We start from the raw sequence: 14,100 nt of genomic DNA, 5'->3' as shown, positions 1-14,100 counted from the left end.
GTTTAAAATGCAAGATTTGGGAAATCAGTAATAATTCCATCGACGCCCCATTCCTTTAATTGCTTCATTTTCGATACATCGTTTACAGTCCATGGAATAATCTGCATACCCAGTTTTTTACAATCAGCAATTAACTGCTGGTCGACCAGGTGAAATTCGGGACTATAGATGGTAGGAGTAAATCCTAATTTAGAAAGCCGATCTTGTAAAGTACCAGTACCCTCCACCAGGTAAGCTGTTTTAATTGAACGGTATTTCTGATGAAGGTATTGAATGGTGCGAACGTCAAAAGATTGAATGATAGTTCTTGATTCTATATGTTTCGCTTTAATCACTTGCACCAGTAGTTCGACAAATTCAGCGGGTGGGGGATGATGAAGGTTGTCGGTAGTAGCTTTAGATTTCGTTTCGATATTATAGAATTTAGCAGGAAGATTTCTGGCTTTTGTGTACGTTTCCACACTATCAATTAGATCAGCCAGACGAGGCTTTACAGCTTTTAATTTTTTCTGCTGTGGGAACTGGGGATGAACTTTCATGCCTACATCAAACCTGCTTATTTCATCGTAAGTCATTTGATAAAGCACCAGCTGTTTCTCCTCGCCCGCGGTAAGATAACTCCCGTCGGGCTTGGTAGTAATGGCGGGATTAAAGTAAGGATCATGACTCACAATTACCTGCTTGTCTTTCGTTATCATCGCATCCATCTCCAAAGTGGTTACGCCAAGATCTACCGCATGAAGCATGGCAGGAATTGTATTTTCAGGAAAGATACCGCGGCCGCCGCGGTGTGCCTGCCAATCAAAAGTCATAGGCTTTATATTTTTTCTTGTTGCCACACAAGACAGTAATAATATGCAGCAGAGATATGTCAACCTAGTCATCGTTTCCCCGTTTTTCCATTATAGATGCGACCAGTTTTGCCTCGCTGTCACCATCTTTTAGGTGTTGAATAATATTGTTATAACTCTCCTTATCCCTGTTTTGACTTAGCTTAAAAATGTGGGCTATTTCAGTTACTTCAATCTCAAATCCTACGATTGCTTTTGTTAGTCGACGAACATACTCGCCTTCAAGATTCTCAACCAGGGACGGAGAGGCAGCATTGTTTTCGAACTGCTCGGTGAGTCGGTGTAAGATGTTTAATAAGCCTTCGTCATTCAGAAATTTCAGCTGGCCTTTTGCATGCACTGCCTGGTAATTCCATGTACTGGCCTGCTGTTGATTTGTATACCAACTGGCACTTACATAAGCATGTGGACCTGAAAAAATAGCGAGCACTTGAGGGTTTTGTACAAAGGCTTTATGATGATCTGACTGCCTTACAACATGTGCAAGGAGAAAAATCTTTTCTTCTCGTTCCTCTATTAATACGGGAATATGTGTAGCAACAGGATGATGATTTGCGTTGACGCCAGTAAGTACAATGAACGGATGATGCCGCATGAAATCAATCACCTCCTTCTCATCTTCTGCCTTGTAGTAAGGGATGTTGTACATGGGACAAAAGTAATTGAAGGAAAGTGAAAGCGAAGTGGTTTACAACTAAAATCATAAGAAGTCTTTCTTAAACCCTATTCGCTGTCTTGGTTTTGTTTTTTGATGAATGAGGTTGCGGATGGCATCGAACACCACTTTGAATTGCTCGTCATACTTATCCTCCAAAGCTGAAAGCTGCTTCTTCAATTCTTTGTTATTGTCGAGTAGCTGTCTCATTTGCACGAAAGCCCGCATAATGGAGATATTTACGTGCAACGCCTCCTTGCTTTTTAATACACTAGATAACATCGATAGACCCTGCTCTGTAAATGCAAATGGCACTGCACCACCAAGCCTGCCTTTCGAGGGTATCACATTTTGTGATACCAGGTAATCAATTTCAACAGGGGTTAAGTCAAATTTAAAGTCAACGGGAAACCTGTCTTTGTTTCGCCTCACCGCTTGCTTCAATGCCGTGTTTGTACGTTGTACAGTACAGCGAGATCGAAATCGAGCATTACCTTTTGTCCTCTTATAGAGTAGATCTTATCCGTTACTTCAAATGTTTGCTGCACGATTGCTTTTGCCATATATAAAAGAGGTATCACATTTTGTGATACCTCTAAAGTACTCAATAAACCAGCAAAACAAATAGATGAGCAACGTGCGTAACTGGGGTCTTTGTAAGATAAAACTGCCTTTGCAAATAGCAGTCTCTTCAACAGCTCAACCCTACTCTCCTACCTTACTCATCATGCCCACCTCTTCTACTATTTCCACCACCTGTGTTGCCGTCATGTTAGCATTTCGCATGCTGATACTTCTTGCGGCTGCAGCAGCGAACTCTTCAAATGCGTGCTTGGTTATTGCATCATCACCTACCATCACAGGTATCCCAATGTCACCGCCTTCACGTATGCTTTGCACCAGGGGTATTTGCCCTAAGAAAGGAATGTCATATTCCTCTGCCAATCTTTTACCGCCTTCTTTACCAAAAATGTAATATCGATTCTCGGGTAATTCTGCCGGCGTGAAATAACTCATGTTTTCTACCAAACCAATAATAGGCACTTTAATTTGTGCCTGCCCAAACATGGCAATTCCTTTTTTTGCATCAGCAAGTGCCACATCCTGTGGTGTAGTTACCACGACCACCCCCGTAACAGGCACTGTTTGTATCAGGGTAAGGTGAATGTCTCCGGTGCCGGGTGGCATATCGATTACGAGATAATCAAGATCACCCCAAAGGACTTCAGTAACAAACTGCTTGATAGCGCTGCTGGCCATTGGACCGCGCCACACTACCGCACTTTTTTCGTCTACCAGCAAACCGATACTTAAAAGCTTTATTCCATATCGCTCGAGCGGAACGATTAAACCTTTGCCGTTCACTTCCTGCATCATCGGTCTTTCGCCACGAACGCCAAACATAATGGGAACACTAGGGCCGTAAATATCAGCATCCATCAACCCTACTTTTGCGCCACCCCGGCTCAATGCTAGTGCAAGGTTTGCCGCTACCGTGCTCTTTCCTACCCCACCCTTGCCACTAATTACCGCGATAATATTTCTTACGTTAGGCAACACTGCGTCGCCTTCTTTACGTTTGCTGGTAGTATTCGAAGTGAACTTTACGTTTACGGTTGCCTCTTTATTCACCAGTATCTTCACTGCGTTAATGCAGGCATTTTTAATCATGTCTTTCAGCGGGCATGCCGGGGTGGTAAGCACCACCGTAAACGACACATAGTTGCCTTCAATTTCTATATCCTTCACCATGTTAAGCGTCACCAGGTCTTTACCAAGATCAGGTTCCTGCACATTGCTTAACGCCTTTAAAATCTCGTCTTTTGTCATCACAGAAGTTTTTGTTAAATAAGCTTAGCCGCCCGCAAAGTTAGCCATTGACTGCCGTACTTTGTTTTTGACCCTAAGCTATTTGTTAAGAAGGCGTTGAAGATAATTTTTTGTGTAACCTGCCTTTGTAACTTTGGTTCAACCGCCGTTGCGTCGCACTCCTGTACACATGTTTTCTATGCACCTGTCGGCTTGCTCGGCGGCGGATACTATGAACAAAATTTAGGGTGTTTTGTAATAAATGCTAATAAAAGTACAACTGGTTGAAGTGAGTGACACAACGATGATGCTATGAAAAACAGGGGTTGGAAACCGTCACATTTGTCTTACAATTATAAAAAGGCAGCATTGCTAACGAGATAACTACATGCATAAAACTTTACGATACCTCATTTTATTGATTTGCTTTTTTCCGCTAAGACTGTTTGCTCAGTTCGAGAGTATGCAAGACAGTGTGGTGCAGTTGTACGGAGTAGTGATGACAGCCGACAGTCTGCGTGCGCTTCCTGCAGTGAGCGTGGTAGTAAAAGGTACTAACCGCGGTACCATGACCAATGACGATGGCGTGTTTTCTATAGTAGTTTTGAAGAACGACCAGGTAGAGTTCACCAGTGTGGGCTTCAAACCGAAACTAGTTACGATTCCCTCTAAACTACAGAGTAATCAATACAGCATTATACAGCTTTTGGTAATTGATACCGCTTACCTACCAGCCACTATTTTAAAGCCTCGACCAACAAGGGCCCAGTTCGAAAGAGATTTTGTGAATGCGCGTTTTCCCGATGATAAATATGAGATAGCCAGGCAAAACAACGATATCGCAAAAAGGCGCGTCTTGATGGCAAGCCTTCCGGCAGACGGGCGCGAAGCATCGAATTATGCCTTGAGGCAAAGTGCGCAAAAAATGTACTATACCGGGCAGACACCGCCGATGAATATTTTGAACCCTTTCGCCTGGTCGGAGTTCATCCAGGCTTGGAAACGAGGCGACTTCAAAAGCAAGTAGCCCCAAAAGAACGCTTCCGTTTAATTTAAGGCTGCTTCCACTTCCTTCCACAATTGCTTCCTTAGTATCGAGCATTACAGCAGCAGTTTGCTGAAGCTGATAAATGGCTTCCTGCCTGTTCTTTTAACCGCCTATCCCGCGTTGCAACAACTCATACGCATTGGAATTGCATTTTTTTGTTTCACGTTACAATTTTGGTCCACCAATCAAAAACTAAAACAAAAAATAACTTCTTATGCAACGCTTTAATTCATTTAACCTCATTCACAAAGCCCTTCGTGCAATGCTGTATGATGCAGCGCTTACATTACAACAAACCTACTATGCGGATGTAGAAGAGGCTGAAGCTGCACTGGCAAAAGTAGAGACCGTCATTCACCATTTCGAGCAACACGCCCATCATGAAGATACTTTTGTGCTGCCTGCTATTGAAGCTTTCGAACCTCAGCTAGTGGAGGAGTTTGAACAAGAACATGTGGCCCATCACGAAATTGGAAATCGCCTGCAAACCCTGCTTACTATTTATCGTTCCTTACAAACAAGTGAAGAAAGAGTGAACTGCGGATCCTGCATCAGTAAATCCTTCCGTGACTTCATGGTCTTTAACATCAATCACATGGCTAAGGAAGAGATAGAAATTAACCGTGTGTTATGGGCTAATTATACTGACCAGGAGTTACTTGACCTAAATGCAAGACTTACTGCAGGGATACCTCCTGAAGAAAAAATGGTAACTGCTAAATGGATGCTGAGAAGCATCAACAAAGCTGAAGCCATCAGTTGGCTGCAAGCAGTAAAAGAGACCTCGCCTTCGTTTGTTTTCGATGCATTAATAGACATGACCTATACTGAACTACCAGAACAAATCAGGGCAGAAGTACAGGAAGCTGTCATGGAAGAGGAACTTTTATTTTAGATTATTTGAACTTTCTGAAGTCCGGTTGTTATATAAAAAGCCGGTAGGATTTGCCTCCTGCCGGCTTTCGTGTTTTAATGATGCATTTTCATTTTTCGACAAATTCCTTACCTCTTATTTGTTTGTAGGAGGCCCTTTTGTTGATCACATAAAACCTGAAATTCCTTAGCTTTAAATACTGTACTTGTAAAAAGAATATCTATGATGACAGAAGATACTCCTGACCAGGAATTAACGGAGGATGAAAAGCAACTTTTTGGGCAACTTTTGTGTGAAGACCAAAACCAGCTTACCGACTTTGACGAGGCGCGTCGGAACTTCCTTAAGCAGATCACGCTGGCAGGCGGGGGAATACTTGCCTTGCAAATGTTTGGTAAAGAAACTTTCGCTGGTTCGCTACACGAACCATTAAACGCAGAATTACCTGTTAATCTCGAAAACAGCGTCAACGTATCCTTTAAAGTTAACGGCATAAAGAAGTCTCTAGATGTGGATTCGAGGATGACGTTGCTAGACACCCTACGGGAGCGGTTGCAGTTGACCGGTTCAAAGAAAGGTTGCGACCATGGCCAGTGCGGTGCCTGCACGGTGATTGTTGACGGAAAGCGAGTGCTATCATGCCTAACCCTTGCAGCAAGCTGTACCAACAAGTCAGTAACAACTATCGAAGGCCTGGCCAAAAACGGGGAGCTTCATCCTATGCAGGCTTCGTTTCTTAAACACGATGGTTTTCAGTGCGGCTATTGTACGCCGGGCCAAATTTGTTCGGCAGTAGCATTGATGGGCGAAGCCAGAAACGGAGAAGTAAGTTATGTCACTCCCAACGTTCGTATAAAGGCGGCTCCGATACAACTTTCTGAAGAGGAAATCAGGGAACGGATGTCAGGAAATATTTGCCGATGCGGCGCTTACCCCAATATAGTGGATGCCATAAAGGAAGTACACAGTGCAAAGCCCGTAGCACAAAACTGGAACCTGGTGGATCAAAAAGAGTTAACCGAAATTTAAAGAGCTGCAGACTACAAAAAGACAAACAATGAGACCATTTAAATATTCTGCATCAACAACGATAAACTCCGCTGCTCAACTTTTGTCGGCTAATCCCAACGCAAGAATTCTTGCCGGCGGTACGAACATCCTCGATCTGATGAAGGAAGATGTGGAGCGACCCGACGAGTTGGTAGATATCAACCGGCTTAACCTTTCCGTGGTAAAACCAATAACTGAGGGCGTAAATAAAGGAGGGATATCAATTGGAGGTTTGGGTAAAAATGCAGAAACGGCTAACCACCCGCTTATTCGGCAAAACTTCCCGCTTCTTACGCAGGCAATCCTTGCCGGCGCATCAGCCCAAATCAGGAATATGGCCACAAATGGTGGAAACCTCAACCAGCGAACCCGCTGCCCTTATTTCTATGAGGTCTCTATGCCTTGTAACAAACGTGAACCGGGAACAGGCTGTGGTGCCCGTGAAGGAATCAACAGGATGCATGCAATTTTCGGCTGGTCAGAAAGTTGTGTCGCAGTTCATCCTTCTGATATGTGTGTTGCACTTGCCGCTCTTGATGCCGTTGTAAAAGTGCAGGGTTCAAGTGGAAAAGTGCGTTCGATTCCTTTTGCAGAATATCATCGGTTGCCGGGTGAGATGCCGGAAAAAGACAACACCCTTCAGCATGGAGAGGTGGTTACCTCCATTGAAATTCCTAAAAACAATTTTGCTAGTAAATCATATTATTTAAAGGTTCGTGACCGGGCCAGCTACGCATTCGCACTTGTTTCCGTGGCGGCCGCCATTGAAATGAATGGAAGCGGGATAAAACAAGCCTGGTTGGCCTTGGGTGGAGTAGCGCATAAGCCGTGGCGGGCATTTGAAGCAGAAAGATTTCTTGCAGGAAAAGCAGCCACCGCAGACAACTTCAGGCAAGCCGCAGAAATGGAAATGAAACAGGCTAAAGCACTTGAACACAATGGTTTTAAAATTGAATTAGGCACACGAGCAATTGTGCTGGCGCTGACAAGAGCAATGAATGGAGGGACTGCGTAGCTTGTAGTCTGGAGCTTCGAGTGGACGTTAATTCAGTTGTATATCATGTTTTGTTTTTCTTTTTTTCTTGATTTCAGAAACAAATGGGTGGACTCCTGTTGCAAGAACGAAGCCCGGCGGCTTGAGCTTTGACAGGAGGTTTAACGGTTTTACGAACAAAAATTTAGTTCGACGATAATTGGAAACTAAAAAGCTACACAGTCTTTGCACTAAATAACTTAAGATGAGTGATCTAAACAAATCAATCGGACAGGCGATCAATCGCATTGATGGTCTATTAAAAGTAACCGGCGCAGCCACCTATGCGACTGATTATGTATTGAAGAATACAGTACATGCAGTTATTTTTAAAAGCACAATTGCTGCAGGCAAAATAAAAGATATTGAAACGGGTGAGGCAGAAAAAGCGCCTGGTGTATTGGCAGTTATTACGCACAAGAATGCCCCGAAGTTGAATGAAAAAGGAGGCGTCCGCGGAGGTGCATTATTACAAAGCCAAAATATTGAATGGTACGGACAGCATATCGGATTGGTAGTTGCAGAAACATTTGAACAAGCGCGATACGCAACTAGGTTGATAAAAGTCAGCTACGAAAAGGCCGAGCCAAAGGTTGACTTTGAAAAGCACAAGAAAGAAGCTATTGCACCAAAAGACAATCATGACGCAATTCGCGGTGATGTTGATACCGCTTTTGGTAATGCTGAATTTAAAATAGAAGCGGTATACGAAACGCCTATAGAACACCATAACCCGATGGAGACTCATTCAACCATTGCTTTCTGGGAGGGTGATAAAGTGACTTTGTATAATGGTTCACAGATTGTAAATGGTGCGCAGGGCGCAGCTGCTTCAACCCTTGGCATTCCATCCGCAAACGTGCGTATTGTTACCCCATTTATCGGTGGTGGCTTTGGTTCAAAAGGCGGGCAATGGGCAAACCTGGTGCTTGCTGCAGTTGCTGCCAAAGCTGTTAACCGGCCCGTAAAACTTGCTCTTACGAGGCAGCAGATGTTCAATTCGGTCGGCCTGCGCCAGAGGAACCATCAAAGAATGCGGCTTGCAGCAACAAAGGATGGAAAGCTTACTGTACTGGCTCATGAAACGACAACCCATTGTGCTATTGACAACGAGTTTGTAGAGCCTTGCGGAGATTGCTCGAAGGTGATGTACGAGGTGCCCAACTCACTTATTTCTTATAGGGTGGTGCCAATGAATATCATTATTCCAACCTACACGCGCGGCCCCGGTAAGTCTACCGGCAGCTTTGCCCTTGAGTCGGCTATTGACGAGCTGGCTTATCAACTTAGAATGGATCCAATCGAGTTCAGACTAAAAAACGAGCCGGCAAAAGATCCTTCTAATGGCAAGCAATGGTCATCACGTACTACTGTGCAATGTTTACAGGAAGGAGCAAAGGCGTTTGGTTGGGGGAAGCGAAAAATCGAACCGAGGCAAAATCAACAGGGAGAGTATTTGATTGGTTACGGCGTTGCTTGCGGAACCTACCCTGCCCGTCAGCAAAACTCGTCTGCTATAGTAAAATTAACACGCAAGGGCAACGACGTAAAAGCAACGATAGAACTAGCTGCTTCTGATTTAGGCACCGGCACCAACACCATTATTGCACAAACGGCATCCGATGCTTTGGGTTTGGCAGTTAATAAAATCACCGTTAAAATTGGCGATTCTAGTTTGCCTCCTGCGGCGGGTTCAGTTGGCTCAGTGGGTGCGGCAAGTTTTTCTAATGCCGTAAATGATGCTTGCGAAAAAATTACGGATGAGTTGATGAAAAAATCAACTAAACAGTTTTTCGTTCGACCTACTGTAGCTAACCTGATGGTAAGCGAAAACCTCACTGCGTTTGAAACAAGGGCCGACGCAAAAGCACCGGCAGATGCCACCAATTATTCCTCCCACAGCTTCAATGCGAACTTCGCGGAGGTTTGGGTAAACAGCCTGACTGGGATGGTAAAAGTGAAACGTTTCCTGGCAGTTACAGGGGCTGGAAAAATCCTAAATCCCAAAACAGCACGGTCACAGATTATAGGTGGAAATGTATGGGGCATTGGAATGGCATTAACCGAAGAGTCTATCCTTGACCCTCGTTGGGGGAATTTCGTTACGCGTTCCTTGGCAGATTACCACGTTCCCTCCAATCTCGATATCGGGACGATTGATACCATATTCATCGATGAAAAAGACACCATACCAAATAAACTAGGGGTAAAAGGAATTGGCGAAGTTGGCATTGTAGGAGTGGCAGCCGCTGTTGCCAATGCTATTTTTAACGCTACAGGAAAAAGGGTGAGGGATTTGCCGATAACACCAGACAAGTTGTTGTAAGAATTATTCGTTTTTGGAGAATAGGTTTGTATTTCCTTCAAAGCTTTACCATTTGACCTTCCATAAAGTTGGGTTATCTTGGACAGACAAATTGGCGCGTATGAAAACTTTATTTCTTCTATTGTCGGCATGCTTAATAAAGCCTGCATTCGCTCAAACTATAGATACATTAAGCGGTCGGGCCAGAAAACTTTTACCAGACAGCGCAAGCGTTTTTGCGCCCCTAACTCCTTCCAAATATTCATTTAACACAACTAGTTTTAATAAAAGCCGAAGTTTTGTAACTCCCCTTCCTAACGGTTTAAAAGTAGAGTTGTACTCCAACCCCACCTACTTGCAACGGAACGCCTTCCCTGTTCATCCGTCTGCTGCTGAAACTATATTTGGTACCGCAGCTAAAATAACTGCACAAGCGCTACAACCAAATAAAAAAGTTTTTTAAAGCGTTTAGAGAGTAGCGCCGACAAAGATTTTTTCGCAATCCTTACAAACATCCGCATCTTCCAGGCTCTCTTCGGCACTATTATTATTGCAACTGTAGAAAGTAAACCAATAATAGCACCTATAATTCTATGGAATTTTTACTTGAAAGGGAGGATCTGATCAGCATTACCATGTCCATTCTTTGTGGAGGGATCATCGGTTTTGAGCGCGAATACAATAACAAGTCAGCAGGGTTTCGAACTATCATTCTTATAAGTCTTGGTTCAACCATTTTTACCATAGTATCTAAACATGGAACCGGCTCTGATGACCGGATTGCGGCAAATATTATTACCGGAATAGGCTTTATTGGTGCGGGTGTAATATTCAAAGACAAGCTGTCGGTATTAGGCTTAACAACGGCAGCAGTAATCTGGACAACAGCTGGCATCGGGATGGCAACGGGAATTGGCTATCATGCGTTAGCCTTTTGTCTAACCGTGTTTACAATCCTAGTGTTATCGGTGATGGGAAAAATTGAAACCCTTATCGATGGGTTGAACCATAGCAAGAATGTTTATTTCACTTTTAAGGATGCGGAGATAAACAATGTGTATTCGCTTGAAGGGGTTTTAAAAGAGTCAAAAATGAAAAGTAAACGGATAATGATGAATAAGAGCCACGGGAAATTATTTCTTATTCTGAAGATAACAGGAACCGAAAAACAGTTTGTCGAGTTGAGCGAAGAGCTAATCAAGATTGATACAATAATTGACTTTCATTAGTAGCATTTAAAACAATTTGCCATCCATGAATTTCAGGGCAAATACTATTCAAACCCTACATAAAGCTACACGTACTTACACATTTCCTTTTATGAATGTTCCTTGTTATTTTTCTACGTAAATAAAGGGAACGCATGTTACAGGCCAACACGGTTGATGAGGTATTAAGACATTTAGATAACATTATTGACTGGAGTAAAGAGCGACAAAGCCGCATTGGTTATTTCGCAATTCTGTACAGAAAAATGACTGCAGCTGTTAGAGATGGAATTCAAAACAACAGCTTTACGGGTAGTGAAAGAATGGCTCGCCTTGATGTTATTTTTGCCAACCGATACCTGCAAGCTTGGGACGCTTATGTAAATAAAAAGCCTTGTCCGAATGCTTGGTGTGCTGCGTTTGACGCAAGCGAAAAAAACGGCCTGATCGTGTTGCAGCATCTTCTTCTGGGTATTAACACACATATCAATCTAGACCTTGCAATCGCTGCTGCCGATTGTTGTCCAAAGGATGAGATCTATGATTTGAAAAGCGACTTTGAAAAGATAAATTCGGTTATAGCTAATCTTACTCAATCAGTACAAGATACGCTTGCACAAATTTGGTTGCCAATGAGAATTATCAACCGGATTAGCGACAAGCAGCAAGATGCGGTCATTAATTTTAGTATTAATACCGCAAGGAAAGTTTCATGGAAAAACGCAGTAACCCTTGCAGGTTACAATGAAAATACCAGGAAGAGTCATATTGAAAAGATGGACAACGACGTGGTTTGGATCGCTGACCGAATTAAAAATCCTGGTTTTTTACTAAGTTGTGCGTTGGCGATTATTAGAATCAGGGAGACTAAAAGTGTACCTGCCGTTATAGATATTTTACTTAAATAAATTCCGACAACTGTCGGAAAGTTCGTTGAACGCAGTATTTCAAAAAAGCATTTCTTCTTCGTAAATCATCAAAACTAAAAGCCATCTTTTTTATTTATCTACCATTACGAAAACGGCGCCGTAAGCAGGTACGTTTACTTTAACGCCATTTGTAGTTGCAGCAGACATTGCCTTAAGAGTAGCATAACTGGCAGGACCACCGGCAGCACCCGATGGGCCGGTATTATTTACCAGCACCTTTCTTGAAAATTCGCCGTTATCATTACTTCCTTCTAAGCTGTACCAATAGTACCGACTGCCGGCATTGAAGTTTTTAAACTTAAGGGTAACAGCCTGCGCTTTTGAAGACGTATTTAGTAAGTTGATATTTACCTGGCCCGAACTGTAAGTAGATGCATAAGCTTTAACAGCAGCACTTTCAGCACCTTCTACGGTTGTTGATACGAGCCGATCACCAATTGACTTTTGAAAATAATACATATAATAGAATGAAGGCCGCGGGTTCCAGCGAGGATCGTCAGCACTACCGCCATCACTAAATAGTCCATGGTCGTTGCCTCCCTCCCATCCGTTTAGCAGATCCCAACGAGCAGCCAAACCGAACTTATTTTTAATCGCTTCTGATTGCACTATAACTGCAAAGAGGCCACTTGTATTAGACACTTGTTGCTTTAGATCCTGCGCCCACATGTTCCACTCTGTGAAAGCTATCGGCTTAAGTTCGCCCCCATTATTTTTAACCTGGTTAGTTATGAAACTCATCATAGATGCAGGTACTGAAAGAGCCGAATTTAAAACCGTAGCAGCATTTGACTTTTCACCATAAGGAGTAATGTAGTTGTGTGCGATAAAGAAATCTTCTTTATTATTCAACTCAGGAATCAAAGTGCTGTTCCAGGTTTGTGTAGTATTGGTTTGCCACGACGCTGTAGGACTTTCCTGGATAACTGCACCTATTTTTATACCCGCATTACCTACTTCCGCTGCGGCTTTTCGCATGGAGTCTGCAAAGACTTTAAAATGCTGGGCATACAATTTACCTGTTAAGAATTCAGGCTGGCCATCTTTGTTTTTTGTTACGTCAATTCTGTAGCCTGCTTCCCAGTCTCCATAGTTTTCATTACCTACCTCCCAATATTGCGTGCGGCCCTTATCGTAGCGAACCCAGTCAGCAGCAAGATGAGCAGCGGTGGCTACAGGATTTGCACTAATTCCATAACGGGCGAAGCCATAGTTAACTGTAATGATGCCTTTGCTATTGCTCATTTGCAACATCGAATAGTAGTTGTCCAGAGATGCGCGCCAGTTGTCTGTAGATCGACCATAGAAAAACGAGGCATTAATGACTTTACCATCTTTGTCCAGGTATTTTGTAGGTGCGCCTTCCGGAATGTCCCCTGGTTTCACATTCCAGAAATAAACGTCGCTTCCGCTACCTGCGGGCCAGCGAATGATATTTGGCTTAAGGTTCGTTATATCGGTAATGAAACTGGGTTGGTCAACAAAAGTGCCCATCCAGGTATTTGCGTTATGGGCAAAAATCTGCGTAGGTATTTTAGTAATGATATCAGACGCATCGACTGTAACAGTATTACTTGCCGTAGCGGGAACTGTACCCTCTGTAAAAGCAGGGGCCGTATAGGTTTTTGGAAGCCAAGTATCAAGAAAAAATCCAATAGTAGTCGCTACTTGTGGATCTACTCCGGGTACTACAGGTGCCGAGCCGGTCGTAGGAGGAGGTGTTACTACCGGCGGAGCGTCAATCTCATTTTTTGAACAGGAGAGAGTTGACAGGACAACCAGGGCTGATGCGGCTATTTTTAGAAGATGTTTGTTCATTTAGTATCAGGAAGCTTTGGCTTTTGCAAAGCATTTAAAATATCAATGATAATTGGTTAGCTGAGTTAGCAGTAGTAAAACTAAGTGATATTGGAAAGAGACATTTCACTACATAGCCTAAAGCAGTTTTATAGTTAAGAATTGATAAAAAAGTATTGGTGTAATAAAGAGTTTCACCAATCTTCAATTAAAAAGCTCTCATTTCACCTGCTGTAAAGCGTGTACTTCCGTCAAGCCTCCTGCTCTACTTTGAAGCTTTACAGCGGGTTTTTTAATTTCTTACAAAGTATGAAGTCAAGTCCTTTTATTTATAATCAGTACCCTTACGGTTCGCTTCGCTCTGATCGAAAGCGAAGTACAAGAGTGCGACGCAACGGAAGCCCTTAAAGAGTGCCACTGCTGGCTACCAAAAAAATCACGTTCCTACTTTGAACGTTTTATTGCACTTCCTGCAAGTTCCGAGAAAGGCCTTTATAAACCTTCAAGAGGAAGTTTATACTTGAAACTTGCGAACTCCTAA

General features: G+C 43.1%; 12 protein-coding genes and 1 pseudogene. 8 read left to right on the top strand and 5 right to left on the bottom strand.

Features of this window, described 5'->3' with window-relative positions; genetic code table 11:
• Positions 1-2 precede the first annotated feature (2 nt).
• The 4 genes and pseudogenes from SAE01_RS18960 to SAE01_RS18945 form a co-directional block, all read right to left on the bottom strand.
• Positions 3-812: a glycerophosphodiester phosphodiesterase gene (locus tag SAE01_RS18960; protein WP_246113281.1), complete on the bottom strand. Its 810-nt coding sequence runs from the start codon at positions 810-812 to the stop codon at positions 3-5.
• Positions 813-876: 64 nt separating this feature from the next.
• Complete coding sequence (locus tag SAE01_RS18955) at positions 877-1,500, bottom strand: FMN-binding negative transcriptional regulator (RefSeq protein ID WP_147205375.1); 624 nt, start codon at positions 1,498-1,500, stop codon at positions 877-879.
• Between the two features lie 51 nt (positions 1,501-1,551).
• Positions 1,552-1,997 (bottom strand): annotated as a pseudogene (locus SAE01_RS18950) (ORF6N domain-containing protein).
• A 214-nt stretch (positions 1,998-2,211) separates the two neighbouring features.
• Complete coding sequence (locus tag SAE01_RS18945; protein ID WP_147205374.1) at positions 2,212-3,336, bottom strand: Mrp/NBP35 family ATP-binding protein; 1,125 nt, start codon at positions 3,334-3,336, stop codon at positions 2,212-2,214.
• Between the two features lie 367 nt (positions 3,337-3,703).
• Between SAE01_RS18945 and SAE01_RS18940 the strand changes: the two genes are divergently transcribed.
• The 8 genes from SAE01_RS18940 to SAE01_RS18905 all read left to right on the top strand — a co-directional run bounded on the left by SAE01_RS18940 (position 3,704) and on the right by SAE01_RS18905 (position 11,741).
• A complete protein-coding gene (locus SAE01_RS18940; RefSeq protein WP_147205373.1) occupies positions 3,704-4,342 on the top strand; it encodes a carboxypeptidase-like regulatory domain-containing protein in 639 nt (212 codons plus the stop codon).
• A 235-nt stretch (positions 4,343-4,577) separates the two neighbouring features.
• Complete coding sequence (locus tag SAE01_RS18935) at positions 4,578-5,258, top strand: hemerythrin domain-containing protein (protein ID WP_147205372.1); 681 nt, start codon at positions 4,578-4,580, stop codon at positions 5,256-5,258.
• 201 nt (positions 5,259-5,459) lie between these two features.
• Positions 5,460-6,266: a 2Fe-2S iron-sulfur cluster-binding protein gene (locus SAE01_RS18930; RefSeq protein WP_147205371.1), complete on the top strand. Its 807-nt coding sequence runs from the start codon at positions 5,460-5,462 to the stop codon at positions 6,264-6,266.
• A 28-nt stretch (positions 6,267-6,294) separates the two neighbouring features.
• Positions 6,295-7,302 carry an FAD binding domain-containing protein gene (locus SAE01_RS18925; protein ID WP_147205370.1) on the top strand — a complete coding sequence of 336 codons (1,008 nt, stop codon included), beginning with the start codon at positions 6,295-6,297 and terminating at the stop codon, positions 7,300-7,302.
• 223 nt (positions 7,303-7,525) lie between these two features.
• On the top strand, positions 7,526-9,646 hold the full coding sequence (locus tag SAE01_RS18920) for a xanthine dehydrogenase family protein molybdopterin-binding subunit (RefSeq protein ID WP_147205369.1): 2,121 nt from the start codon (positions 7,526-7,528) through the stop codon (positions 9,644-9,646).
• A 100-nt stretch (positions 9,647-9,746) separates the two neighbouring features.
• Positions 9,747-10,088, top strand: a complete 342-nt coding sequence (locus SAE01_RS18915; protein WP_147205368.1) for a hypothetical protein — start codon at positions 9,747-9,749, stop codon at positions 10,086-10,088.
• A 130-nt stretch (positions 10,089-10,218) separates the two neighbouring features.
• On the top strand, positions 10,219-10,854 hold the full coding sequence (locus tag SAE01_RS18910; protein WP_147205367.1) for an MgtC/SapB family protein: 636 nt from the start codon (positions 10,219-10,221) through the stop codon (positions 10,852-10,854).
• Positions 10,855-10,988: 134 nt separating this feature from the next.
• Entirely contained in the window at positions 10,989-11,741 is a 753-nt protein-coding gene (locus SAE01_RS18905) for a DUF5995 family protein (RefSeq protein WP_147205366.1), read from the top strand.
• A 90-nt stretch (positions 11,742-11,831) separates the two neighbouring features.
• On the opposite strand, the gene SAE01_RS18900 is transcribed toward SAE01_RS18905, so the two are convergent.
• Positions 11,832-13,580: an alpha-L-arabinofuranosidase gene (locus tag SAE01_RS18900; RefSeq protein ID WP_147205365.1), complete on the bottom strand. Its 1,749-nt coding sequence runs from the start codon at positions 13,578-13,580 to the stop codon at positions 11,832-11,834.
• Positions 13,581-14,100: the final 520 nt, after the last annotated feature.

The organism is Segetibacter aerophilus (assembly GCF_007991655.1).
Lineage (GTDB): Bacteria > Bacteroidota > Bacteroidia > Chitinophagales > Chitinophagaceae > Segetibacter > Segetibacter aerophilus.
Note: the sequence above shows the minus strand (reverse complement) of the source record. Positions and strands in the feature narration are given on the sequence as shown.